The organism is Mesorhizobium terrae (assembly GCF_008727715.1).
GTDB classification, from domain to species: Bacteria; Pseudomonadota; Alphaproteobacteria; order Rhizobiales; family Rhizobiaceae; genus Mesorhizobium; species Mesorhizobium terrae.
Genome location: NZ_CP044218.1, coordinates 1,873,277 through 1,897,980, shown reverse-complemented (window position 1 = coordinate 1,897,980; position 24,704 = coordinate 1,873,277). Strand labels below are relative to the sequence as shown.

The 24,704-nt window shown below is 63.1% G+C and carries 24 protein-coding genes and 1 tRNA gene; 13 read left to right on the top strand and 12 right to left on the bottom strand.

From position 1 onward, the window contains the following. Window positions 1-66: 66 nt before the first annotated feature. The 6 genes from FZF13_RS10300 to FZF13_RS10275 all read left to right on the top strand — a co-directional run bounded on the left by FZF13_RS10300 (window position 67) and on the right by FZF13_RS10275 (window position 4,695). Entirely contained in the window at window positions 67-519 is a 453-nt protein-coding gene (locus FZF13_RS10300; protein ID WP_024923249.1) for a phage GP46 family protein, read from the top strand. Between the two features lie 131 nt (window positions 520-650). Next, window positions 651-1,661: a baseplate J/gp47 family protein gene (locus FZF13_RS10295; protein ID WP_244431182.1), complete on the top strand. Its 1,011-nt coding sequence runs from the start codon at window positions 651-653 to the stop codon at window positions 1,659-1,661. Then, the gene (locus FZF13_RS10290) at window positions 1,658-2,245 is read left to right on the top strand and encodes a YmfQ family protein (RefSeq protein WP_024923251.1); all 588 of its coding nucleotides are present in this window, start codon (window positions 1,658-1,660) and stop codon (window positions 2,243-2,245) included. Before FZF13_RS10295 ends, FZF13_RS10290 begins: the two co-directional genes overlap by 4 nt. A 9-nt stretch (window positions 2,246-2,254) precedes the next feature. Further along, window positions 2,255-3,241 carry a hypothetical protein gene (locus FZF13_RS10285; RefSeq protein WP_024923252.1) on the top strand — a complete coding sequence of 329 codons (987 nt, stop codon included), beginning with the start codon at window positions 2,255-2,257 and terminating at the stop codon, window positions 3,239-3,241. An 11-nt stretch (window positions 3,242-3,252) separates the two neighbouring features. Beyond that, the gene (locus tag FZF13_RS10280) at window positions 3,253-3,747 is read left to right on the top strand and encodes a DUF4376 domain-containing protein (protein ID WP_024923253.1); all 495 of its coding nucleotides are present in this window, start codon (window positions 3,253-3,255) and stop codon (window positions 3,745-3,747) included. Window positions 3,748-3,888: 141 nt separating this feature from the next. Beyond that, window positions 3,889-4,695 carry a DNA adenine methylase gene (locus tag FZF13_RS10275; protein WP_024923254.1) on the top strand — a complete coding sequence of 269 codons (807 nt, stop codon included), beginning with the start codon at window positions 3,889-3,891 and terminating at the stop codon, window positions 4,693-4,695. A 1,243-nt stretch (window positions 4,696-5,938) separates the two neighbouring features. On the opposite strand, the gene FZF13_RS10270 is transcribed toward FZF13_RS10275, so the two are convergent. From FZF13_RS10270 to FZF13_RS10265, 3 genes are all read right to left on the bottom strand, one after another. Beyond that, the gene (locus tag FZF13_RS10270; protein WP_024923255.1) at window positions 5,939-6,973 is read right to left on the bottom strand and encodes an aspartate-semialdehyde dehydrogenase; all 1,035 of its coding nucleotides are present in this window, start codon (window positions 6,971-6,973) and stop codon (window positions 5,939-5,941) included. 114 nt (window positions 6,974-7,087) lie between these two features. Next, window positions 7,088-7,222 (bottom strand): hypothetical protein, encoded by a 135-nt coding sequence (locus tag FZF13_RS29430; protein WP_275040855.1) that lies wholly within the window; start codon window positions 7,220-7,222, stop codon window positions 7,088-7,090. A gap of 96 nt (window positions 7,223-7,318) precedes the next feature. Further along, window positions 7,319-8,488, bottom strand: coding sequence for an NAD(P)/FAD-dependent oxidoreductase (locus tag FZF13_RS10265; protein WP_024923256.1), 1,170 nt, complete (start codon window positions 8,486-8,488; stop codon window positions 7,319-7,321). A 97-nt stretch (window positions 8,489-8,585) separates the two neighbouring features. Between FZF13_RS10265 and FZF13_RS10260 the strand changes: the two genes are divergently transcribed. Beyond that, the gene (locus FZF13_RS10260) at window positions 8,586-9,467 is read left to right on the top strand and encodes an HpcH/HpaI aldolase/citrate lyase family protein (RefSeq protein ID WP_024923257.1); all 882 of its coding nucleotides are present in this window, start codon (window positions 8,586-8,588) and stop codon (window positions 9,465-9,467) included. 33 nt (window positions 9,468-9,500) lie between these two features. Beyond that, window positions 9,501-9,710 carry a DUF1737 domain-containing protein gene (locus FZF13_RS10255; RefSeq protein ID WP_024923258.1) on the top strand — a complete coding sequence of 70 codons (210 nt, stop codon included), beginning with the start codon at window positions 9,501-9,503 and terminating at the stop codon, window positions 9,708-9,710. Window positions 9,711-9,742: 32 nt separating this feature from the next. On the opposite strand, the gene FZF13_RS10250 is transcribed toward FZF13_RS10255, so the two are convergent. Further along, window positions 9,743-10,165, bottom strand: coding sequence for a metallopeptidase family protein (locus tag FZF13_RS10250; protein ID WP_024923259.1), 423 nt, complete (start codon window positions 10,163-10,165; stop codon window positions 9,743-9,745). Between the two features lie 180 nt (window positions 10,166-10,345). On the opposite strand from FZF13_RS10250, the gene FZF13_RS29285 reads away from it, so the two are divergent. Genes FZF13_RS29285 through FZF13_RS10235 form a run of 3 tightly spaced genes read left to right on the top strand, consistent with a single transcriptional unit; the run spans window position 10,346 to window position 16,180 of the window. Next, window positions 10,346-11,365, top strand: a complete 1,020-nt coding sequence (locus tag FZF13_RS29285; protein ID WP_024923260.1) for an ImuA family protein — start codon at window positions 10,346-10,348, stop codon at window positions 11,363-11,365. Further along, window positions 11,316-12,785: a Y-family DNA polymerase gene (locus tag FZF13_RS10240; RefSeq protein WP_024923261.1), complete on the top strand. Its 1,470-nt coding sequence runs from the start codon at window positions 11,316-11,318 to the stop codon at window positions 12,783-12,785. Before FZF13_RS29285 ends, FZF13_RS10240 begins: the two co-directional genes overlap by 50 nt. Then, window positions 12,782-16,180, top strand: a complete 3,399-nt coding sequence (locus tag FZF13_RS10235) for an error-prone DNA polymerase (protein WP_024923262.1) — start codon at window positions 12,782-12,784, stop codon at window positions 16,178-16,180. Before FZF13_RS10240 ends, FZF13_RS10235 begins: the two co-directional genes overlap by 4 nt. Before the next feature lie 66 nt (window positions 16,181-16,246). Here the strand turns inward: FZF13_RS10235 and FZF13_RS10230 are convergent, their stop codons facing one another. The 4 genes from FZF13_RS10230 to FZF13_RS10215 all read right to left on the bottom strand — a co-directional run bounded on the left by FZF13_RS10230 (window position 16,247) and on the right by FZF13_RS10215 (window position 18,783). Beyond that, entirely contained in the window at window positions 16,247-16,453 is a 207-nt protein-coding gene (locus FZF13_RS10230) for a Trm112 family protein (protein WP_024923263.1), read from the bottom strand. Between the two features lie 22 nt (window positions 16,454-16,475). Further along, window positions 16,476-17,147, bottom strand: coding sequence for an LON peptidase substrate-binding domain-containing protein (locus FZF13_RS10225; RefSeq protein ID WP_024923264.1), 672 nt, complete (start codon window positions 17,145-17,147; stop codon window positions 16,476-16,478). 92 nt (window positions 17,148-17,239) lie between these two features. Beyond that, on the bottom strand, window positions 17,240-18,214 hold the full coding sequence (gene trxA, locus FZF13_RS10220; RefSeq protein ID WP_024923265.1) for a thioredoxin: 975 nt from the start codon (window positions 18,212-18,214) through the stop codon (window positions 17,240-17,242). A 71-nt stretch (window positions 18,215-18,285) separates the two neighbouring features. After that, window positions 18,286-18,783, bottom strand: coding sequence for a prolyl-tRNA synthetase associated domain-containing protein (locus FZF13_RS10215; RefSeq protein WP_024923266.1), 498 nt, complete (start codon window positions 18,781-18,783; stop codon window positions 18,286-18,288). 226 nt (window positions 18,784-19,009) lie between these two features. Between FZF13_RS10215 and FZF13_RS10210 the strand changes: the two genes are divergently transcribed. Then, window positions 19,010-19,084: transfer RNA gene (locus FZF13_RS10210), tRNA-Gly, on the top strand. 63 nt (window positions 19,085-19,147) lie between these two features. On the opposite strand, the gene FZF13_RS10205 is transcribed toward FZF13_RS10210, so the two are convergent. Then, window positions 19,148-19,576, bottom strand: a complete 429-nt coding sequence (locus tag FZF13_RS10205) for an Lrp/AsnC family transcriptional regulator (protein WP_024923267.1) — start codon at window positions 19,574-19,576, stop codon at window positions 19,148-19,150. Window positions 19,577-19,700: 124 nt separating this feature from the next. Here FZF13_RS10205 and FZF13_RS10200 point away from each other — a divergent pair, with 124 nt between their 5' ends. Next, window positions 19,701-20,804: a saccharopine dehydrogenase family protein gene (locus FZF13_RS10200; RefSeq protein ID WP_024923268.1), complete on the top strand. Its 1,104-nt coding sequence runs from the start codon at window positions 19,701-19,703 to the stop codon at window positions 20,802-20,804. 106 nt (window positions 20,805-20,910) lie between these two features. Here the strand turns inward: FZF13_RS10200 and lpdA are convergent, their stop codons facing one another. The 3 genes from lpdA to FZF13_RS10185 all read right to left on the bottom strand — a co-directional run bounded on the left by lpdA (window position 20,911) and on the right by FZF13_RS10185 (window position 24,701). Further along, window positions 20,911-22,308, bottom strand: a complete 1,398-nt coding sequence (gene lpdA / locus FZF13_RS10195; protein WP_024923269.1) for a dihydrolipoyl dehydrogenase — start codon at window positions 22,306-22,308, stop codon at window positions 20,911-20,913. Between the two features lie 64 nt (window positions 22,309-22,372). Further along, complete coding sequence (locus tag FZF13_RS10190; protein ID WP_024923270.1) at window positions 22,373-23,686, bottom strand: dihydrolipoamide acetyltransferase family protein; 1,314 nt, start codon at window positions 23,684-23,686, stop codon at window positions 22,373-22,375. 1 nt (window position 23,687) lies between these two features. After that, entirely contained in the window at window positions 23,688-24,701 is a 1,014-nt protein-coding gene (locus FZF13_RS10185; RefSeq protein ID WP_024923271.1) for an alpha-ketoacid dehydrogenase subunit beta, read from the bottom strand. Window positions 24,702-24,704 lie beyond the last annotated feature (3 nt).

Below are 24,704 nucleotides of genomic sequence, written 5' to 3'. Positions count from 1 at the left end.
AAATCCCACGGCCCGCCCGCCTTGGCGGGCATGATCCGGGACACGCGCGCGCGGTAAATCCGCACCATGTTCTTCGATCTCGCGCTGACCTACAATCCGTCGACGCGCCGCTGCGATCTCGCGGTCGGCGACGATGGCGATCTGGTCATCGACGAAACCTCCATCACGCCAGTACTGCTGTCGATAGGCCTGGATCGCCGCGCGTCGCCGGACGATCCGCTACCCCAGGCTCGTTCCGAATTCCTGACCTCGGCATTCGCGGAGCGTCGCGGCTGGGCCGGTGATGCGCTGGATCCACGGGGCGAGCGTGTTGGCTCGCGTCTCTGGCTGCTCGACAGGGCAAAGGAGACCGAAACCACGCGGCTCTTGTTTCAGTTTTGGCTGGAAGAGGCGCTGGCCTGGGCTGAACCGGAGACTGGCAATCCGGCCGAGCTGGATGTTTCGTGGGTGCGCCCGCAAACGCTCGGCTATCGCATCCTGGTAGCCGACGCCGCGCTCTCGATTTCGGGAGGCCGCTGATGGCTTGGCAAATCCCTAGAACCAGCGCCATTGCCGAACGGATTGCAGGCGCACTGGAGACCCTGATCCTCGCTGTCCGACCCAACATCGACCCAATCGCGCTGTCGCGGGCCGTTCGCTCGCCACGCGGCATGTTCGCGATCCTCGGCAGGGCTGTCGCCATGGAAATGCGCGGTATTCACGATCACATCGCATGGTGGAGCCGCCAGTATTTTCCCGACACCGCAGAAGACGAGTTCGCTGATCGACACGCCTCAATCTGGGGTGTCGAAAAGCGGCTGGCGACCTTTGCTGTCGGCAGCGTGCTTGTGGAAGGTGTTGCCGGCACGCCCTTACCCGCAGACCTGGAATTTGCCGCCTCCGATGGCGTCACGGTTAAATCCACGGCCGTGACCGCCATAGGTGCTGGTGGCACCGTCTCGATCCCCGTCGTCGCCTTGGTTCGTGGGCCGGCAGGCAACATCGCTGCTGGCATCCGGCTACGAACGGCTGCTCCATTTCCCGAGATCAGCCGTGCGACGGTGGGCGCTGCCGGTTTGGCGGGCGGCTCGCCCGAGGAAACGGCGCGCGAACTGAGCGCCGCAACGATCAACCGTATCCGACAGCCGCCTCATGGTGGTGCCGGTTTCGACTATCCCGAATGGCTGCGCGAAGCGTTCGACGTGCGCGCCGTCGCGGTTGTTACCGACTGGATCGGCCGTGGGTCGGTCGGTGTTGTGGTGGCAATGAAGGACGGTCTTTTCGGCAAGGCACCGACAGCTGGTGAGCAAACCGCGATGCTCGCCCATCTCGGCGCTCCCGGCTCGTCAACAGGCGTGCGTCCGGTAACCGCCAATGTGGTGGTGGTCCCGGCCGTTACCCATTCGCTCCCGATCACCGTACGCACCCGACCCGACACGGTAGCCATTCGAGCCGCCGTCAGCGAAGCCTATCAGCGCTTCGTCGCGACGATCGGTGACGCGGAGGATACTCAGAACGCCGGGCCGATCGGGGCACGGATCGAGCCGTCGCGGATCTCGGAAGCTCTTTCGGCCGCTGCGGGCGAATACGCGCATGACCTGCTCGTGCCGGCTGCACCCTTCACGCTTGCCCGCGATCACTATCCGGTGCCTGGCGAAATCACATTCGTGGCGCCGCTGTGAGCAGAACCGTTCCCACCATCCTTGGCAGTTTGATTGGCAAGCTACCGATCGGTTGGGTGCTTGCCTTCCGGGGCGGCGTGCTGGACGCGCTGCTTGACGCGTTGGCGCATCCGCTCGCGGATGCCGAGGCCGAGGCCGAAGCGCTGATGCGGGAGATCGACCCGCGCACTGCCGTTCGGCTGCTGCCGGACTTCGAACGCGTGCTCGGCCCGGATCCGTGCGGCCGCGATCTTGGCAACCGGACTGTGGAACAGCGCCAGCGCCAGGCGCACCAACGTTGGACCGCGCGTGGAGGGCAGAGTGTCTCCTATTTTGTCGAGACTGCTGCCCGCCTCGGGGCCGCGATCGAGGTCGAAGAGTTCTGGCCGTCGAAGGCCGGCGTCTTGCGAGCGGGCCAGCCGTTGGTCGCTGAAGGCGAGCAATTTACCTGGCGCGTGAAGCTCGCCCTGATTTCCCAATGGTGGTTCCGCGCTGGCCAGAACGTCGCTGGAGATCCGCTCGGCGGATACGCACCCAGCGACATCGAATGCGAACTGCGCAGGCTCAAGCCAGCCCACACCCAGCTTGTCTTTATCTATCTCTAGGAGCCCGGAATGGAACGCGTTAACGGCCAAGATTGGGTGGACATTGGTGCAGGCAAGAGAGGCTTTCGCAGTCAAAACGCCGGTGCCGGCGTGCCCGGCACAGAAGTCACGGCCGCTTTTCTAAACAGCCTCCAGGAGGAGCTGGCGGCGATCATTGAGTTCAATGGTGGCGTTCTGAACGAAGCCGACCGTGCGCAGATCTCGAAGATGTTGTGGTGGATGCGCCGGAAGGGCGATTATGTGTCTGCCAATGGCACCGCCAATGCCATCACCGTGACGCTAGACCCTGCTCCGGCCGGTTATGTTCTGGGCATGACGATCGACGTCGAGATCGCCATTGCCAATACCGGCCCTGTGACGATCAAGGTCAACGACCTCGGTGCCAAGAGCGTCAGGCCGATCAGCAGCGCGGCGCTCCTGACGGGTGGTGAATTTCAACCGTTCATGGTCGTTCGATTGACCTATAACGGTGCTGTCTTTGTCGCCAGCAACATAGCGGCCGCCGATACCGTTCGCGGCACCGTTTCGCTTGCGCAGATCAAGAAGACCAGCGGCGATGCCTTCAAACAGGCCTCGACCGTCATCGATTGTACCCGCCGCCCGCTGGCGCCGACACCCGTCAACAATGTGCTGACAGTTATCACTCCCGTGTCGTTGACGGATGACGGGCAGGCCGATTGGCAGATCGTGGGCTCAAAGATTGTCTGCCAGAAAGCAGGCCGGTTTGCTTTCTTCGCGTCCTTCGGCCTCAACCTCATCAGTGCGAATTTCGCCCTGGCAATGAACGCGGGGGTCTATTTCAATGGGGCCGAATTCCTGAACACCTCAAACCGGGTACAGAGCGCATCCCTGAACACAACGTACGGCGGCGGAGCCGACGTGAAAGATGCCGTTGTCGGCGACTACCTTGAATTCAGGTGCTTCATCGACGGCATGCCGGCTGGCGCCGTCGTCAACTATGGAGCACGCATCTCCGTCCTGCGTCTCGCGGTCTAAGGGAGCTGAAGATGGCCACGATTGAAATCACCCGAGACGACCTTGTCGTCATAGCGCCACAACTGCCGGCTGGCGTCGTCTATGACGGCAGTCATCTGGAGATCGCAGATGCCGACGCCGAAAACGTCGAGGCGCTGATCGATGACATCGCCAATCTCCGATCGGCTGCTCTGAAAAGCTCGCTGCTGGTTTATGCGGCCGACAAACGCTGGCGTGTGGAAACGGGCGGCATCGTTGTCGGTGGGATGTCGGTGGCGACCGACGACAGGTCCAAGCTCATGATCACCGGAGCCCGCGTGAAGGCGGACAAGGATGCGGCCTTCACGACGAATTGGAAGACGCCGGCGGGATTTGTCGAGATCGACGCAGCCACCATCATTGCCATCAGCAATGCGGTCCTCGATCACGTCGACGCCTCCTTTGCCATCGAGGGCGCAGTTCTAGCTGGCATCGAGGCTGGCACCATCACCACGCAGGCACAGATCGATGCGGCCGACTGGCCTTAGCAGCGCAGACGCCCGGAGCCAGGCTCCGGGAAGGCGGGCCTCTGTCGGCAAACTTCGACCCGCCTGACGACACCAGAGATAACGTCACGCCTGCGGCCCTTTCGGGCGGCGAGACGGTGACTGATTCTCAGAGGCTCGGATATGGGCATTCACGATGAGTTCGCAGCGGTCACACCAGTTCATCCGCCAGCACCTTACATCGGTGGCAAACGGAAGCTGGCAGCGCGTCTAGTCCAACAGATCGGCGCTGTTCCTCATCGCACCTATGCCGAGGTCTTTGTCGGCATGGGCGGCGTCTTCTTCAGGCGGCAGAAGCAGCCGAGAGCCGAAGTCATCAATGATCGCAACGGAGAGGTCGCCAACCTCTTTCGGATCCTCCAACGGCACTATCCGCAGTTCATGGACACGCTGCGATGGCAATTGACCGGCCGACGCGAGTTTGAGCGTCTGCAGGCGAGCAACGCCGCCTCGTTGACCGACCTGGAGCGCGCCGGCCGGTTCCTTTACCTTCAAAAGACGGCATTCGGCGGCAAGGTCGCTGGCCAAAGTTTCGGCGTCGATCCCAGTTCGTCGGCAAGCTTCAACCTCACACGCCTGGAGCCCCTGCTTGCGGAGGTTCATGAACGGCTTGCTGGTGTCACCATTGAGTGCCTGGATTGGCTTCCCTTCATTGATCGCTACGATCGCGCTGAGACCCTCTTCTATCTCGATCCGCCGTATTTCGGATCGGAACGTGACTATGGCGCAACCCTGTTTGGCCGGGAGCAGTTCGAGGTGATGGCCGAGCGCCTTTCACGCCTGAAGGGTCGCTTCATCCTCTCCATCAACGACGTGCCTGCTATCCGCAAGATCTTCGCGGCGTTCGACCAGGATGAGGTTCAGCTGAACTATACGGTAGGCGGGGGAAAGGGTCGGCCTGCGCGGGAGTTGATCATAACCCCGCGATGAAGGCTCAAAGCAGGTTCGAGGGCGCATTGAAGCTCCTTTTAAGCCATAGCTCGTGCTCTAAAACCGCGTGTCAAAAACTCAAAACCGCGCGGCGCGCTACACCCGACCGCGTGAGCGAGGAACGAGCGGAGCGTGTCGGGAATCCATGCCGGAACGCTGGCGCGCCGGCGCCGTGCAGGATGTGGATAGAAAGCGCGGCGGTAGGCACGAGGCGAAAGAAAGAACGCTGTCCCTTCAATCCCTTGCCGCAAACCACGCGAAAATCGCGCCCGGATTTGTCCACACGTTCGGGGCACACGCCACAATCAGCCCATCGCCCTCACGGGAACCTGGTGCGCACCGGGTATCAGGGAGGGCGCCGGTGCCGGACTGGCAGCGCTAACGGTGGCGGTGTCTGGTGACGAGCCCTAAGTCCGGGCCCTGGAAAAACCCGGCCGCCGCGAATGGCGGCTTTGAGGCCCGAAGTCTGCCGTCAACAGTGACGTGCGAGGTCGGTCCGGGGCAAGAACACTGGCGGGGCGCCCGGAAGGCGCCACGTACTTGCTATTGAGAGGCACCGACCCGGCGCCCCGCTTCCCACCTCCCTCAAGGGAGTGCTCTTTGACAATGGCCAGACTGCGAAAAGCAGGGCGTGGCGATGAATAAGTGTATTCAAGCCCGCCACGCCGCCGTCATTCCGGCCGAGCGCAGCGAGAGCCGGAACCCATTGGCCGCACCGTTGTCGGGCACGGCCCGGTCCTCGTTCTGAACCGTTCACGCAGCCGAACCGACGCCGCATGTTTCACGGCGATCCGTGCGAACTCAGGTCCGGGCCGTGCTCAATGCGCTGGGACCAATGGGTTCCGGGTCGGCGCTCGGCTTCGCCTCGCTTGCCCGGAATGACGAACGCGCGGGACGGGCTAGCTACCCAGCCCGCGACTGCGGGCCGCCGGTCGTCCGGCGCACCCACGTAGGTGAAGAGAGTTCCGCGAAGCGGACGAAAAGCCAACTGCTTGGCTTTTCGAACGACGAACGCCGCCGCAGGCAGCGCTGCGGCCTGTGAGCAAACCATCGGTCGAAGACCGCAAGCGCGACCGCGCGTCGCGCCTCGTGGCGCGCCCCGTCCGGAGCGAACCGCTAAGCGGAGACAGCGTGGGAGGAACTATCGGCCGAAGGCCGAGCCCGCGACTGCGGGCCGCCGGTCGGTCCGGCGCACCCGCGTAGGGTCAGCCGCCAGAGGCGGCGGTGCGACCCGTGAGCGGAATTAAGCCGCCTTCTTCTTCGGCTGGATCAGGCCGCGTTCGACCAGCAGCTCGGCGATCTGCACGGCGTTGAGCGCCGCACCCTTGCGCAGATTGTCGGAGACGATCCACATGTTGAGGGCGTTATCGAGCGTGGAGTCTTCGCGGATGCGCGAGATGTAGGTGGCGTCCTCGCCGGCGGACTCGATCGGCGTGATGTAGCCGCCGTCCTCGCGCTTGTCGATGACCAGGCAGCCCGGCGCCTCGCGCAGGATATCGCGCGCCTCGTCGGCGGTGATCGGCTTTTCGAACTCGACATTCACCGCTTCCGAATGGCCGATGAACACCGGCACGCGCACGCAGGTCGCGGTCAGCTTGATCTTGGGGTCGAGCATCTTCTTGGTCTCGGCCACCATCTTCCACTCTTCCTTGGTGGAACCGTCTTCCATGAAGACGTCGATATGCGGGATGACGTTGAAGGCGATGCGCTTGGTGAACTTCTTGGCCTCGACCGGGTCGGCGACGAAGACGGCGCGGGTCTGCGTGAACAGTTCGTCCATGCCTTCCTTGCCGGCGCCCGACACCGACTGGTAGGTCGCCACCACGATGCGCTTGATGGTGGCCGCGTCATGCAGCGGCTTCAGCGCCACCACCAGCTGGGCGGTCGAGCAGTTCGGGTTGGCGATGATGTTCTTCCTGGTGAAACCGGAAATCGCGTCCGGGTTCACTTCCGGCACGATCAGCGGCACTTCCGGATCGTAGCGGAACGCCGAGGAATTATCGATGACGACGCAGCCCTGCTTGCCGATCTTGGGCGACCATTCCTTCGAGATGTTGCCGCCGGCCGACATGATGGCGATGTCGGTGTCGGAGAAGTCGTAACCTTCCAGCGCCTTCACCTTCAGCGTCTTGTCGCCGAAGGACACTTCGGTGCCCTGGCTGCGCCGCGAGGCGATCGCTACCACTTCGCTCACCGGAAAGCCGCGCTCTTCCAGGATGTTCAGCATTTCACGACCCACATTGCCCGTGGCGCCGATTACCGCAACCTTGAAACCCATAGAAAAATTCTCCTGTCGCTCTCCGCTCGCTTTGCTTGGAGAAACCCGCCGGCCACTGCGGGTCTCGCCTCCCTCGGGCCAGACCCGGGGAGAGGGCGAGAAGGCCAAGGGAGATCAGACCGTGGTGACGGTGGTTTTTTTGGCCGTAGTTTTGGTCGAGGACAGGCGCGCGCGTTGCCGCTCTCCCGCAACCATGTTGCCATGGCCGGGGAAGTCGAATGCGAAAAGAGCCATGATGAGGCCGCGCATCGGGACGTTCCTGTTCGGGACGGGCTTTTACGCTGATTGCGAAAGGAGTCAATCGCAACGAAAGCCCGACGGCAAAGTTCGGCGCGCCTGTGGCGGTCAGATCACGTTGAGCTCGCGGAACGGCCGCCCTTGCGCCACGCGCGCATAGCCGAAGGCCGAACAGTCGATGCTGCGGTAGCCGCCATGCATGATGAGTTCGGCCAGCGCCTTGCCCACCGCCGGCGCCTGCTGCAGGCCATGGCCGGAAAAACCGTTGGCGAAGATGAAGTTCGACACTTCAGGGTGCGGGCCGATCACCGCGTTCTGGTCGAGCGTGTTGTAGTCGTAATGGCCAGCCCAGGCGCGTGTCATCTTGATCGCCTCGAAAGCCGGGATGCGGGTAGCGAGCACCGGCCAGATCGTCTCCTCGAACAGCGACCAGTCCGGCTCGAAATCGGTCGGGTCGGCGGCGGTTTCGCCCTCCTCCGGCTCGGCGCCGCCGGTGATGTAGACCGAACCTTCCGGCCGTACATAGATGCCGCTCGGGTCGACCAGCAGCGGCAGATCCTCGTAGCGCTCGCGGGCCTCGAACACGAAGACCGAACGCTTGCGCGGCTCCACCGGCAGTTCGAGCCCGGCCATGGCCGAGACCTTGCCGGCATTCGGACCTGCGGCGTTGACGACGATACCGGCCTGCAGCGTCTCGCCATTGTCGAGCGTCACCGACTGGACGCGGCCGTTGTCGCGAGCAATGGCGGTGACCGAGGCCGTGATCAGGTCGACCGACTTGGTCCGCAACGCCTTGCGGAACAGCTGCAGATAGGCGTGCGCGTCGAACCAGCCCTCGCCGGAGCGGCCATAGGCGCCGGCGGTGATGCCCTCCGCCGACAACCAGGCGAAACGACGCGTCAGCGCCTCGACGTCCTCCAGGACGATGTCGGCGCCTTCCGCCACCTGCACGTCGTGGTTGGCCTTCAGGATCGGCAGGCCGTTCTCGCCGGCCAGGATCAGATAGCCGCCTTCGCGGAAGCCGATATCGGCATCGGTGCCGAATTCTTCCTTGAGCCGCCGGAACAGCTTCAGCGTGAACTGCGACAGGCGGATGTTTTCAGGGATCGAGAACTGCTGGCGGATGGAGGCGCAGGACAGCGTCGTCGCCGCATGGGCAAATTGCGGATCGCGCTCGATCAGCGCGATGGAGCCGGTGAACCCTTCCTCGCGGAGGTAATAGGCAACCGAGGCGCCGACGATGGCCCCGCCGATGATCACGATGTCGTATTGCGCCATGAACTGAAGTCCCGAATTGCCGCGCTGAAGGAAAGCAGGTTCAGCCACCCTCCCGCAAGAGCTTGCAAGGGCCAGCTTTGCCGGGCAAGAAGACCAGATGGTTGAGATTTCCTATCGTCCGCGCCGCTCCGTGCTCTACATTCCCGCCGCGAACGAGCGGGCACTGGCCAAGATCCCGGCCCTTACCTGCGATGCGGTCATCATCGATCTGGAGGACGCCGTCGCTTCCGGCGAGAAGGCTTCGGCGCGTGACAGGCTGGGCGCGATCTTCGCCGACCGCCCAAAGCGACGCTGCGAAATGGTGGTGCGCATCAACCGCCTTGGCGGCGAAAGCGGCCCGGATGATCTGGCCGCGGCCCTTGCTTGCCGGCCCGACGGCATTCTCCTGCCCAAGATCGATACGCCGCGCGACATCCTGGAAGCCGGCGATGCCCTCGACGAGGCCGACATGCCCGACGAGGTCAAGTTGTGGGCGATGATCGAGACGCCCAAGGCGCTGATCAACATCGCCGCCATCGCCGAGCTTGGCCGCGATCCCGCCTCGCGGCTCGCCTGCCTGGTCGCCGGCACCAACGACCTGATCAAGGAGACCGGCATCCAGGCGACGCCGGACCGACGCTATCTGATGCCATGGCTGATGCAGATGGTGCTGGCCGCGCGCGCCGGCGGCATCGCGCTGCTCGACGGCGTCTACAATGATTTCCACGATTCGGCCGGCTTCCTGCGCGAATGCGCCGACGCTGCGGCCATGGGCTTCGACGGCAAGACGCTGATCCATCCTACGCAGATCGAGGCCGCCAATGCCGCCTTCTCGCCGTCGCCGCGGGCGCTGGCCGAGGCCCGCGCCGTTGTCGAGGCCTTCGGCAGGCCGGAGAACGCCGGAAAAAGCGTGATCGCGCTGGAAGGCCGGATGGTCGAGCGGCTGCACCTCGCCCAGGCCGAAAAATTGCTGGCGAAAGCCACAAGCATCGGCGCATGATCGCCGCTACCCTATACAGGACAGGACCCGCTCATGCGACTTTACCGTTTTCTCACCGCCGTCGACGACGCCACCTTCTGCCATAAGGTGACAGCGGCGCTGAACAAGGGCTGGCACCTCTATGGCTCGCCGACCTATGCCTACGACAAAAAAGAAAAGGCGATGCGCTGCGGCCAGGCCGTGGTGAAGGACATAGACGGCCAGGACTATGTTCCCGGCGAGACCAAGCTGAGCGACTGGTGACGGGCGGCCGCTGAGGCCACGCATCGAAAAGTCTATTCGACGGCCGCCTCGATCCGCTCCATGTCGTCGTCGGAGAGGCCAAAATGATGGCCGATCTCGTGGATCAGCACATGGGTGACGATGTCGCCCAGTGTCTCCTCGTTCTCGGCCCAGTAGTCGAGGACGGCGCGGCGATAGAGCGTGATGCGGTTCGGCCCTTCGCCGGTCGCCGGGTTCCAGCGTTCGGCGATGCCGCGCCCCTCGAACAGGCCAAGCAGGTCGAACGGCGTCTCCAGCGACAGGTCGTCCATGATCTCGTCGGTCGGGAACTCGGCCATCTGGATGACGATCTCGCCGGTCAGCTTGCGGAATTCTTCCGGCAGATGCGCATAGGCTTCCAGCGCCAGGAGCTCCATTTCCTCCAGGGAGGGTGAAAGCTCCCCATGCCAGGTGCGGGTCTTGTAGATGCGGGCCATTCTTTGTCCTTTGACATTCGGCATATAGGCCGTTGCGGCACAATCGGCAAATGCCGGACGCTCCGGAGACGAGTGCCCGCCTGGAAGAGGAATAAATTCTTCACGACTCCGCTTGACTCTCGTTCCGCCCTCTGGAATCTATAAGAACATAACAGGAACATATCGACGGAACGGAACACCATGGCGACAAGCGCTGTGGTGCGGGACACTGTTTTTGCCCTGCGCCGCCAGATCGCGAAAATCGAAGGAACACTGGCCGAGCGCCTCGACGCGCCTGCCGGCGATGCCTTCGACGCGGATCGCATGCTGGTTCGCCGTGGCGGCGTGGCCGAAAGCCATGGGCTGCTCGCGACGGGTGCCGGCCGCCTCGACGCCGCCCTGGGCGGCGGCCTGCCGAAAGCCGCCCTCACCGAATTCCATGGCGCCGAGACGCGCGACGCCGGCACCGTCGCCGGTTTCGCGCTCTCCCTTGCCGGCCTGGCCTTGAAAGCGGCGGGCTCGCCTGCCCCCATCCTCTGGGTCGGCACCGCCGAGATCTTCCGCGAGGCCGGCTTTCCTTACGCGCGGGGTCTTCAGGCCGGTTTCGGCATCGCGCCCGAGATGTTGCTTTATGCCGAGGCGCCAAAGCTCGTCGACGCCTTGTGGATCGCCGAGGAAGCGGCCGGGCTGACGGCGCTCTCGGCCGTCGTTCTGGAGCTGCGCGGCAATTCCGAACGGCTCGACCTCACGGCGACGCGGCGGCTGCATCGGCGCGCGCAGATGGCTGGCCGGCCCGTATTCCTGCTGCGCCAGGCAGCCTTCGCCGAACCGACGGCCGCCCCTGTCCGTCTTGTCGTCGCCCCCGCACCCGCCGCACCTCGCCTCACCGTCGCCGGACCGCTGGACGGCTCGATCGGCCGCCCGGCCTTCACCGTCACCATCGACAAGAGCCGCGCGGCACAGCCTGGACAATTCACACTGGAGTGGAACCCCGATGAACGCACATTCCTGGACAGAAAGCGCGTGGGCGGAACCGGCAAATGGCGAAGGGACGCGCAAGAAGGAGCAAAGGATCCTGTCGCTCTGGTTTCCGCATCTTCCGGCGGAGCGGATACTGCGGCAGCGCCTGGGGCGGTCGTGGCGTTCCCGCCCTTCCAGTCATCACCCACTGGTGATCAGCCATCGCGACCGCAACGCGCAACGCATCGCCGCGCTCGATGAACGAGCCGAGGCATTGCGCCTGAAACCCGGCATGGGCATCGCCGACGCCCGCGCCATGCATCCGGCGATCGACATCATCGAAGCCGATCCACAGGCGGATTTGCGCCTGCTCGAAAGCCTGGCCGACTGGTGCGACCGCTACACACCGCTGGTCGCCCTGGACGGTACCGACGGCCTGTTCCTCGACATCACCGGCTGCGCGCATCTTTTCGGCGGCGAACGCGCCATGCTGGATGAGATCCTGGCCCGGTTTTTCCATCAGGGTTTCGACGTGCGCGCCGGCATCGCCTCGACAGCCGGGGCTGCCTGGGCTGCCGCGCGATTTTCCAGGCAATGCATCGTCGAACGTGGTGATGAGGAGAGGCTCCTGGCACCCCTACCGCTGACCGCGCTGCGCCTCGATCCGCAGGTGCGCGGCAGCCTGGAAAGCGTCGGTCTTCGCACGGCAGGCGCCGTCATGGCGGCGCCACGCGCGCCGCTGGTGCGCCGTTTCGGCGCGACCCTGCTCCTGCGGCTCGACCAGGCGCTCGGCCGGCAGGATGAGGCGGTGTCGCCGCGCCTGCCCGTCGCGCCTCTTTCGGTCGAGCGGCATCTTGCCGAGCCGATCACCCTGACCGACGACATCGAGCGTCTGGTGTTCTTGCTCGCGACGGCGCTGAAAACCGATCTCGAACGGCGAGGCGAAGGCGCCAGGGCGCTCGCACTCCTGCTTTTCAGGGTCGATGGCGTGGTCAGCCGGCTTGTCGTCGGCACGTCGCGGCCGATGCGTGAGCCGCGGCTCGTCCAGAAACTGTTCCATGAAAGGCTGGCCGCGATCGCTGAGGATTTCGATGCCGGCTACGGTTTCGATCTCGTTCGCCTCGCCGTCCTGACCACCGCGCCTTTCGATATACGACAAGCCGACCTCGCCGGCGATGTCGAGGAAGACGAGGAAGGTCTCGCTCTCTTCGTTGACCGTATCCGTGCCCGCCTGGGCGATGGTGCCGTGATGAAACCGGTCGCCATCGAAAGCCATCTGCCGGAACGGGCCGTCACGACCATCCCCTACTGGGAGAACCCGCCGCAGCGTGTATCGCCGCCGAAGAAACCCGCCGCCCCCAGGAACCTGCCCACCACAACGCCTTTCCAGCCGGAACGCCCGATCCGGCTGTTCCGGGTGCCGGAACCGATCGAGGTTCCGGCCACGGAAATCCCGGATGGCCCGCCGCCGCAGTTCCGCTGGCGGCGCGCGCTGCACCGTGTCGCCAGCGTCGAGGGCCCTGAACGCATCGCGGCGGAGTGGTGGCGCAAGCAGGAGCCGACACGCGACTATTATCGCGTCGAGGATACGGACGGCCGCCGCTACTGGCTCTATCGCCAGGGCTTTTACAGCGATTCCGAACCGCCGCCGCGCTGGTTCATGCATGGGGTGTTCGCATGAAGACGGCCAACCTGCGCGCGCCATCTGCCCTGCCGGCCTATGCCGAGTTCGGCGTGCAGTCGAATTTTTCCTTCCTGCGCGGCGCCTCGCGCCCGGAGGAGTTGGTCGTGATGTCATGCGCGCTGGGCTACACCGCCATGGGACTTGCAGATCGTAATACCGTTGCCGGTGTGGTGCGTGCTTGGAGCCAATCGCGGCATATTCAGCTTTCCAACGAGACCGAGGCGGTTTGGCTGCCTTATCATCCCGGTTGCAGGTTGGTGTTCTGCGACGGTGTCCCGGATATCTTGGCCTATCCTCAGGACCGAACCGGTTGGGGGCATCTGTGCCGGCTCTTAACCGAAGCGAATCTTCGCGGAGAAAAGGGGGCTCCTCTACTTTATCTCGACGACCTCCTCAAAGGGGGTGACCATATATCTCTCGCCATACTGCCCCGTCTTTCCCCCGGCCAAGATGAACTACCGCTGTTATGCCGGTTGAAGGAACGTTTCGGTCGAAATCTGTGGCTCGCTGCCGCGCCCAAATATCAAGGCGACGACCTCTTTCGCATCGAGCAGGCTCAAGGTCTGGCACAAGCCGCTGGTCTGCCTTTCATGGCCACTAACGACATACTCTATCATTGCGCAGAACGGCGACCGCTGCAGGATGTGGTGACTGCGATCCGGCTCAACGTCCCTGTAGCCGAGGCTGGAATGGAACTCGCTGCAAATGCTGAGCGCCATATGAAGCCGACGCAAGAAATGGCTCGTCTTTTCCGTCGCCATCCACAGGCGCTTACCGAAACGCTGCGCTTCGCCGAGACCCTCAGCTTTTCACTACAGGAATTACGTCACAATTATCCCGACGAACCGACGCGCGATGGCGCAACGCCGCAGCAGGAACTGGAACGACTTGCCTGGGAAGGAGCAGTGGAGCGCTACCCTGACGGAGTACCGCAGCCCGTGTCCTCGCGTATCAGGGAAGAATTGGCCCTGGTCGGGCGAATGGGGTATGCGCGCTATTTCTTGACCGTACATGACATCGTTCGCTTCGCACGCAGCCGAGGCATATTGTGTCAAGGCCGTGGCTCTGCCGCCAATTCCGTCGTCTGTTACTGCATCGGTATAACGCCGGTCGGGCCTAATCAAATCCATGCACTTTTCGAGCGCTTCATCTCTGAAGAGCGTAACGAACCGCCCGACATAGATGTCGATTTCGAGCATGAACGCCGCGAGGAGGTTATCGCTTATATTTATGAGAAATATAAGGAAAAGCATACTGCACTTGCCGCGGCGGTGATCACCTATCGCGGCCGCTCCGCTTTGCGTGAGGTCGCCAAGGCAATGGGTCTATCCGAGGATGTCCGAAGCGCTTTGTCGAGTTCGATCTGGGGCTGGTATTCATCCGAACTTGGCGAGCGAGAGACCCAGGCCGGCGGTCTTGCCCATACGGACCCGTTGACCAGATATGTCCTCGATCTCGCCAACGAAATCATGGGCTTCCCGCGCCATCTCACGCAGCATGTCGGCGGTTTCGTCATCACCAAGGATCGCCTCGACGAGATCGTACCTATCGTCAAGACGGCAATGGACCAACGCAAGATGGTCGAATGGGACAAGGATGATCTCGACGCCGTTGGATTGCTTAAAGTCGACGTCCTGGCGCTCGGCATGTTGTCGTGCCTGAAACGCACATTCAGTTTGTTGAAAAGCCATTATCCCGCCGTCCGCGATCAATTCGATCGGCCGTATGAGCTAGCGACACTGCCGGAAGAGGATAAGCGTGTTTACGATATGATCTGCCGCGCGGATACGCTCGGTGTTTTCCAGATTGAATCACGCGCGCAGATGTCGATGCTGCCGCGACTGCGGCCGCGAGAGTTCTATGACCTCGTCATCGAAGTGGCTATCGTGCGGCCCGGTCCCATACAGGGCAATATGGTCCACCCCTACCTGCGCCGGCGGCAAGGAAGGGAAGAGGTCGAGTATTACAAGGACGAATTGAAGGAGATCCTGGGCAGGACCTATGGCGTACCGCTGTTCCAAGAACAGGCGATGAAGATCGCTATAGTTGCCGGCGGCTTCAAACCCGGAGAAGCGGACGAGCTGCGCCGCGCCATGGCAACGTTTAGACGCATGGGAACCATCGGCAATTACAAGGAGAAGATGATCGAAGGCATGGTCCGCAAGGATTACCCCCGTGAATTCGCCGAGCGCTGCTTCAAGCAGATCGAAGGGTTCGGCGAATATGGCTTCCCGGAAAGCCACGCCGCCTCCTTCGCCCTGCTCGTTTATGCCTCCTGCTGGTTCAAGACCTTTTATCCCGACGTCTTCTGCGCAGCGATCCTTAACTCGCAGCCCATGGGTTTCTACCAACCGGCCCAATTGGTGCGCGATGCGCGCGATCATGGTGTCGAAATCCGCGATGTCGACATCAATGCCTCGATCTGGGACTGCGCGCTCGAAAAAGCCTCGTTCGATCCCCAGCGCATCACATCTCGCCATGCCGAGATGCGCGGCGTCATTAAAACCGACCACGCCGTCCGGCTGGGATTTCGCCAGATCAAGGGGCTATCGGAGGATCGGATGCTGATGTTCGCGGCCCGGCGCGGCGACGGTTACGAATCCGTGCGCGATGTCTGGCTACGCTCCGGCCTCGATACTGACGAGATCGAGAAACTGGCCGAGGCCGACGCTTTCCGCTCGCTCGGCATCAGCCGGCGCGATGCGCTCTGGGCGGTGCGTGCGCTCGATGGCCGCAAGGCCACGGAAAGACTGCCTCTGTTCGATCAGCCGCAGATCAGGTTGCCCGAATTGGAGCCAGAGACGAAGCTGCCGATGATGCGACCGGGCGAGCACGTCATCCACGATTACCGGTCGCTCGGCCTGTCCTTGAAGGCGCATCCCGTCTCGTTCCTGCGCGACCGGCTCGCCCGCAGCGGCGTCACGCCGAATGCGCTGCTGTCTTCGGTGCCGGACGGCAGACGTGTCACGGTCGCCGGGCTTGTCCTCGTGCGCCAGCGGCCGGGCAACGGCAAAGCCATTTTTCTGACACTGGAGGACGAGAAAACCGTCGCGAATATCATCTTCTGGGCACGGACATTCGATCGATATCGCCCGGTTATCATGGGCGCGCGCTTCGTTCGCGTCACCGGCAAGCTGCAATGCGAGTCCGATGTCATCCACATCGTCGCCGACAAGATCGAAGATTTGACGCCCTGGCTCTCGTCGCTGCTGGAGACCGGGCAGCCGGATGCAGCGAATTCACCGGCAACTGGAAACAGGCTCTTGCCCGGGCCGTCGGACCAAAGCCGTACCGCCGACCGAGTGGATCGGAAAACAGTCCCCGAACAGGATTTCCCGACACATGCCGAAGACGCGCAGCGCGTCATGCCGAAGGGGCGTAATTTTCATTAGCGCGGCCTATCGCCAACCGCTGCGATCGACCTGCGTCATCTGGTCGCCACGGGGTTTGGAATGCATTCAGCCCTTGCCGGGTGCAATCGCCCGCGCCTCCGAAGGCAGCATGATCGGAATTCCGTCCCGCACCGGATAGGCCAATTTGGCGACACGCGAGACCAGCTCGCCGTGCTCGGCATCCCAGCTTAGCGGTCCTTTGGTCAGAGGACATACCAGCAGTTCCAGCAGCTTCGGATCGACGTCGATCTTTTTGCCTTCGCGATCGCCCATCCCTCGTCTCCCGTTCACGATCCTATTGCAGGCCGGAGCCGAAATCCTCGTTGTCGCGGGCCAGCGTCAGCTCCGTGATCGCGATCAACGTTTCGGCCCTGCTTTTCAGATCCTGTGCTTCCAGCAGCGCCTGCTTTTCGGCCGGCCCGTAAGGCGCCATCATCGACAGCGCATTGACCAGCATGGCGTTGTCGGCGCGGCTTACGCTTTCCCAGTCCGCTTCCAGTTCGTTGGCCTGCAGATAGGCGCGAAATGCCTTGAGCAAGGCGGTCCGGTCCACGCTGGCAGCCGAGGGGTCTTCGTCGAGATCGGCCAAGAAGGGCGCGATGCGGCATTGCCTGAACGGCGTGCGCACCGTGAGTTCCTGCGTGACGCGAAACCGGCATATGCCTTGCAAGGAAACGACGTAGCGGCCGTCGCCCGTTTCCATATAGGAGATAACCCTGCCGATACAGCCAACGCCGCTCAGTTCGGGTTCTCCGTCCTTGCGCAGAACGCCTTCCAGGTCCGGCTGGATCATGCCGATCAGGCGCGATCCGGCCAGCACCTCGTCCACCATTTGCAGATAACGCGGCTCGAAGATGTTGAGCGGCAATCGCCCGCCTGGCAGCAACAACGCTCCGCTCAGCGGGAAGACCGCGATCGAGGCCGGAAAATCCGCTTCAAGCCGATATCGCGCGTTTCCCGCTCGCATCCCTTCCTCTTCGTATGACCGTCTCGAAAGCCAAACACAGGTGTTGGCCCAATCGCGACGCCCAATCCGGGCGTCAGTGCGCGCAGGCCGCTTTAAGCGAAGAGCAGCGACGACAGCTTCCGGCGTGCCGAAAGTGTTGCCTCGTCGGCCATGCCCCAGGCTTCGAACAGCTGCAGCAACTGTGACCGCGCGCCATCGTCCTTCCAGCTGCGATCCGCCTTGATGATCGCCAGCAAATTGTCGGCAGCTTTTTCGCGCTCACCCAACGCATTCTGGATCATCGCCAGGTCAAAACGCGCCTCGTGGTCCTTCGGGTTTTCGGCGAGGCGTCGCTCAAATTCGGCCGGATTGCCGAGCGATGCCGCCTGGGCGGCAAGCGCCATGCGTGCGCGCAATGCGCTGATGGTCGGCGCGTCCGCCTTGGCTTCCGGCAATTGCGCGAGCACGGCCTCGGCGCCCGCGGTATCGCCCGAATCGAACAGAATTTCCGCCAACCCCGCGACTGCCTCGACAGTGTCGGGCGCCTGCTCCAGCACAGCCTGATAGATATCCGCCGCCGTCTGCACGTCGCCGGCCGTGCGTGCTTCGCCAGCCGCCGTCAGGGCCTCGGCCAGCTGCGCCAGGCCGTCGCCCTTGCCGCCGACACGATCGATGAATTCACGAATCTGGCTTTCGGGGACAGCGCCCATGAAACCGTCGACCGGTTGTCCGTTCTTGAAAGCGATCACCGCGGGGATGGACTGAATGCCGAGCTGACCGGCGATTGCCGGATGATCGTCGATGTTCATCTTGACCAGTTTGACCTTGCCACCGCCAGCATTGACCGCTTTTTCGAGCAGCGGGGTCAATTGTTTGCACGGGCCGCACCACGGCGCCCAGAAATCGACCAGCACGGGCTGGCGCCGCGATTCCTGAATGACGTCCGCGGTGAACGCCGCCGTCGTCGTGTCCTTGATCAGATTCTGGCCCGCGCCGTTCGCCGGTTCCGTCGAGCCACCCTGCCCGCCATACTGCACGGTCGTGGCATAGGCGTTGCTCATGCCGCCAAACGGATTTTGGTCGCTCATCATTCTGTCCTTTCGGCCGCGCATGCAGTGGCAGCCCGATCACGGATGCCGGTTGCCACCCAATGTGGCGATCACGCCGAGACTTTCAAGATAACAGGCTCATGGCCGGTTGCCTCGATGAATTTGATCAGGTCGGTCGCGGCGATCGATGTCGTTGCCTCATTGGTCAGCGGGTGGGCATTGATGACGGAATTTTCCATCAAAGCCTCATCCAGCACGATCTTCACCCGGTTTTCGCCGTCGTTGATCAGCCCGAAGACGGTCACCGCGCCCGGAACGACGCCGAGCAGTTCCATCAGCATCTCCGGCTTGCCGAAGGAGACGCGGCTTGAGGCACCGATCAGTTGGTGGATCTGCTTCAGGTCGACCTCGGCCTCTTCGTCGACGGTCACCAGAAAGAAATTGTCCTTCTTGTCCTTGAGGAACAGGTTCTTGGTATGCCCGCCGGCAATTTCGCCGCGCAACGCCTGGGAATCCGCCACCGTAAAGAGCGGAGCATGGCGCTGCGTCGACACTTCTATGCCCAATCCGGTCAGGAAGGCGAAAAGCTGATCTTCGGTTTTGGCCATCGCTGCCTCGTTATCTTTGTTCCGCTTCCCGCCCACCGGGCTTCGAGGCCGCAGTTTGCCTGCCTCCGTACCGATAGCGAACCTCAGACCCAATAATGTAAGGCGGGTCGGCCGCAAAGCCGATTTCGCCTGTTTTGGCGACGATGCGAATATGTGCATTTTTCCCTGTTGCAATCGTCACGCTCTTCGGCCATATAGGCCCGGCTTGCGGCCCAAAGCCGCGCGAGCGGGTGTAGCTCAGGGGTAGAGCACAACCTTGCCAAGGTTGGGGTCGAGCGTTCGAATCGCTTCACCCGCTCCAATTATCTTAACGGTTAAACGACATGGCCGCCTTCGGGCGGCCGTTTCGTTTTTGGCCGTAGGCCTATCGGTCGATCCGGGTTGAGAGGATGATCGAGGAGAGCGTGCGTTCCACGCCCTCCATTGCGCCGATGCGGTCTATGAGCGAATCAAGATCGCTGATCGACGCCGATTCCACCGTCACGATCATGTCGAAGCTGCCGCTGACCGAATGCAGCGTCCGCACCTGCGCGAGCGCCCGCAGTTCCTTGACCACGCGATCCGCGGCTTTTGGCGCCACCGTCAAAAGCACATGCGCCCTGACCAGTCCCTGTTCGTAGTCGGGCGCCAGCCTGACGCCGTAGCCGACGATGATGCCGCGTGCCTCCAGGCGCTCGATGCGGCTTTGCACCGTGGTTCTGGACACGCCCAGCCGGCGCGCCAGTTCGGCGGTCGACGCGCGGGCGTTCTCGCGCAGCAGGGCGATCAGGTCTCTATCGGCTTGACTAAGCATAATGACGACTTGGCTCGGCGAATTATTCGAAAAGGATCGGCGTTTCGCTCAATCGCACACTTCCATTCGTCCGGCAAACTGCGATTCCTCCGGTAAAGTTCAAATCGAAAAACTGGAGCAACCCATGAAGGAAATCGTCGTCGTTGGCGCCGGCAAGATCGGCTCGACCATTGCCGGCATGCTGGCCGAAACCGGTGACTATCGCGTCACCATCGTCGACCGCTCCGCCGCCCAGCTGGCGGCGCTGGAAGTACCGGCCGGTGTGGCTGCGGTCGAAACCGACATCGAAGCGGTCGGCGCCCTGGAAACCGTGCTCGCCGGCAAGTTCGCCGTCATGAGCGCCGCGCCTTTCCACCTCACCACCCGCATCGCCGAGGCCGCTGCCGCCGCCGGCGTTCATTATCTCGACCTCACCGAGGACGTCGCCTCCACCCGCCGCGTCAAGGAACTGGCAAAGACGGTCAAGACCGCCTTCATCCCGCAATGCGGCCTGGCTCCGGGCTTCATCTCGATTGTCGCCAACGATCTGGCCAGCCGCTTCGACAGCCTGGAGAGCGTGCGCATGCGCGTCGGCGCGCTGCCGCAATATCCGTCCAACGCGCTGAACTACAACCTGACCTGGAGCACCGACGGCGTCATCAACGAATATTGCGAGCCTTGCGAGGCGATCGTCGAGGGCGAGCTGATCGAAGTGCCGCCGCTCGAGGAACGCGAGGAGTTCTCGCTCGACGGCGTCACCTACGAGGCGTTCAACACTTCCGGCGGGCTTGGAACGCTGGCTGAGACTTTGAAGGGCAAGGTCCGTACGCTGAACTACCGCACAATCCGCTATCCCGGCCATGCCGCGATCATGAAGGCGCTGCTCAACGACCTTGGCTTGCGTCATCGCCGCGAGGTCCTGAAGGACATCCTCGAGAATGCCTTGCCGGCCACCATGCAGGACGTGGTCATCGTTTTCGTCACCGTGTCGGGTCGTAAGAACGGCCGGCTGCTGCAGGAAACCTACGCCAACAAGATCTACAGCCAGCGCTCTGGCCAGACCGTGCGCAGCGCGATCCAGATCACCACGGCGTCCGGCATCTGCGCCGTGCTCGACATGCTGGCCGACGGCAGCCTGCCGGCGCGCGGTTTTGTGCGGCAGGAAGACATCGCGCTCGACACCTTCCTCGCCAACCGCTTCGGCCGCGCCTATGCGCAGCACGAACGCGCCGGCCGCTTGGCAAGCTGATCATCACGCCGGGTTCGACGAGAACCCGACCAACGACTTCGAATAACAAAAGGGCTCGCCAACCATGTGTTGGCGGGCCCTTTTGTTATGCCGGTACCTATCTGGCCTAGATGTGCAAAGCGTGGCCGAGCGCCTTGAGCGCGGCCTCCGGGAAAGCCTCGCCCTGGGTCGGGTGCGCATGGATCGTGCCGGAGATGTCTTCCAGCCGAGCGCCCATCTCCAGCGCCAGCCCGAAGGCCGCCGCCAATTCCGACACGCCGTGCCCAACCGCCTGGATGCCCAGAACCAGATGGTTGTCGGCGCGCGCAACGACGCGCACGAAACCGGCCTCGCCGAGTTTGGTCATGGCGCGGCCATTGGCTGAAAACGGAAACTGTCCGATCTTCACTTCGCCGGCCTGCGCTTTCGCCTCGTCGGGAGCGAGCCCAACGCTGACCACTTCGGGATCGGTGAAACACACCGCCGGTATGGCGCGCTTGTCCCAGCTGCGTTTGTGGCCAGCCAGGATTTCGGCCACCATCTCGCCCTGAGCCATTGCCCGGTGCGCCAGCATCGGCTCGCCGGTCACGTCGCCAATGGCAAAGACGCCGCGCATGGAGGTGCGGCATTGGTCATCGATGCGGATGAACCTGCCAGCCATGTCGAGCTCGATCTGATCGAGCCCCCAGCCCTCGGTCACCGGCTTGCGCCCGACGGTGACGAGAACCTTGTCGGCAGCGATCTTCACTTCCTTGCCGGCAGCGGTTTCCACCAGCAGCGCGTCGCCCTTGGCCGAAAGACCCTTGGCCTTGGCTTCGGTCAGCACGTCGACGTCGAGTTCTCCGAGCCGCTTCGCGATCGGTCTGGTCAGCTCGGCGTCATATTGCGCGAGCAGGCGCGGCAGTGCCTCCACGACCGTCACCTTGGAGCCGAGCTTGGCGAAAGCCATGCCGAGTTCGAGGCCGATATAGCCGCCCCCGACGACGGCCAATCTGGCGGGAACCTCGGCTAACGACAGTGCCTCAGTCGAGGAGATCACCGACCCGCCGAACGGCATGAAGGGCAATTCGACGGGCGCCGAGCCAGTGGCGATGACGATGGTTTCAGCGCGGATCACCTGCAGTCCGGTTTCGGTCTCGACCTCGACCGTCTTGCCGTCATGGAATTTGGCCCAGCCCGAAACATGCTTGACCTTCGCCTTCTTCAGCAGGCCTGAAACACCATTCGTAAGCCGGCTTACTATACCGTCTTTCCAGGCAATCGTTTTGCCGAAATCGATCGAATGGCCGCTTGCGGTTATCCCGAGAGGGCTTGTGCCGGCCGTCATATGGGCCACCTTCTCGAACTCCTCGGCGGCGTGGATAAGCGCCTTGGATGGAATGCAGCCAATGGTCAGACAGGTGCCGCCGGGCCTTGCGGCTTCGACAATAACGGTATCGATGCCGAGTTGTCCGGCGCGAATGGCGCAGACATAACCGCCCGGGCCCGCGCCGATGACAAGCAGCTTGCAGGAGATATCCTTCATTGCCGTTTTCCCCGGTCAGACGCGCCGCCCTCGGCCGCGCGATGTATGGCAGGTTTCGCCATGGTCAGCCGTCCACGAAAATAAGCGCCGGCGTCTCGAGCAGCGCCTTGATGCGCTGGACAAACACCGCCGCGTCCCAGCCGTCGATGATCCGATGATCAAAGGAGGAGGAAAGGTTCATCATCTTGCGAGGCACGAACTGCGTTCCGTCCCACATCGGCCGGATCATCATCTTGTTGACGCCGATGATCGCCACCTCGGGGTGGTTGATGACCGGCGTGGTGACCACGCCGCCCATCGCGCCCAGCGAAGTGATGGTGATGGTGGAGCCCGACAGATCCTCGCGGGTCGCGGTGCCCGTCTTCGCGGCTTCCGCCAGACGATTGACCTCGGCGCCACAATCCCAAAGGTCGCGCGCTTCGGCATGTTTCACCACCGGCACGACCAGGCCGTTCGCCGTTTGCGCGGCAATGCCGATATGGATGCCGCCATGCTGATGGATGACCCCCGCCTCGTCGTCGAACAGTGAATTCAACTGCGGCTGCTCAGCGATCGCCTTGACCATCGCCCGCATCAGGAACGGCAGAAGCGTCAGCTTCGGCCGGTCGGCGCGCTTCTCCTTGTTCAGCGCCGCACGCAGATCCTCCAGCGCCGTCACGTCCACCTCCTCGACATAGGTGATGTGAGGGATGCGCGACTTGGAGAGTTTCATCTTCTCGGCGATCTTGCGCCGAAGCCCGATGACCTTGATCTCCTCGACCGCCTCATTGCGAGCGAGACCGGCGGCAGGCCGGCTGGTCTGCTGGCCGCGCGCCAGGAAAGCCTCGATGTCTTCGTGGCGAATGCGGCCGGCGGGACCGGTGCCTGCCACCTGCCTCAGATCGATGCCAGCTTCCCTCGCACGCAGGCGCACGGCCGGCGATGCAAGCGGCTTCTCTCCCTCGGCGCGCGGCGCGCCGATATTGGCGACGCGCTGCGCACTTTCCGCTAACGCCCTTTGCGGTTGCCGGCTGGTTTCGACCGGCTTCGCCGGCTCGGCCTTGGTTGGCGTTTCCTTTTCGGAAGATGCGGTCGCGGCCGGCGGTTTCGCCTCGGTTACTGGTGCCGACTGGTTGCCGGCAGTGACATTGCCTTCGCCCGCCACCTTCAGGCGCACGATGGGCGAGCCAATCGCCACGGTGTCGCCGATCTCGGCACCCAGCCACAGGATCTCTCCGTCCACGGGTGACGGAATCTCCACCGTCGCCTTGTCGGTCATCACCGCGGCAAGCACGGCATCCTCGCGCACGAGATCGCCAACCTTGACGTTCCATTCGACCAATTCGGCCTCGGCGACACCTTCGCCGACATCGGGAAGCTTGATGAGATATTCGCCCATGTCAGCTCTCCATCGTCGCAACGAGTGCGCGCCCCACGCGCGCCGGCCCGGGGAAATACTCCCATTCCTGCGCATGCGGATAAGGTGTGTCCCATCCAGCCACGCGCATGACCGGCGCCTCGAGGTGATAAAAACAGTTTTCCTGGACCAGCGCCGACAGCTCCGCGCCGAAGCCTGAGGTCAAGGTCGCCTCGTGCACGACAAGGCAGCGGCCGGTCTTCTTCACCGAATCGACGATGGTGTCGAGGTCGAGCGGCAGCAGGGTCCTGAGGTCGATCACCTCGGCGTCGATGCCGGTTTCCTCGGCGGCTGCCTGCGCGACATAGACCATCGTGCCATAGGCAAGCACCGTAACCGCCGAGCCTGGTCGCCGGATGACGGCCTTGCCGAGCGGCACGGTATAGTGGCCCTCGGCCACTTCGCCGAGATCATGTTTGGACCATGGCGTGACTGGCCTGTCGTGATGGCCGTCGAACGGTCCGTTGTAGAGGCGCTTCGGCTCCAGGAAGATCACCGGGTCGGGATCTTCGATCGCCGCGATCAACAGGCCCTTGGCGTCATAGGGATTGGACGGAACCACCGTCTTCAGGCCCGAGACATGTGTGAACAACGCCTCGGGGCTCTGGCTGTGCGTCTGGCCGCCGAAAATGCCGCCGCCGGTAGGCATGCGTATGACGATCGGACAGGTGAAGTCGCCGTTCGAGCGATAGCGCAGCCGCGCCGCTTCCTGTGTCAGTTGGTCGTAGGCAGGGTACATGTAGTCGGCAAACTGTATCTCCACACATGGCCGCAGACCATAAGCGGCCATGCCGATCGCCGAACCGACAATGCCCGATTCATTGATCGGCGCGTCGAAACAACGGTTCTTGCCATACTTGGCCTGCAGGCCCTGCGTGCAACGGAAAACGCCGCCGAAAAAGCCGACATCCTCGCCGAACACGACGACACGTTCGTCCAGCCCCATGGCGACATCCATGGCGTCGCGGATCGCCTCGATCATGGTCTTGCGTGCCATGGT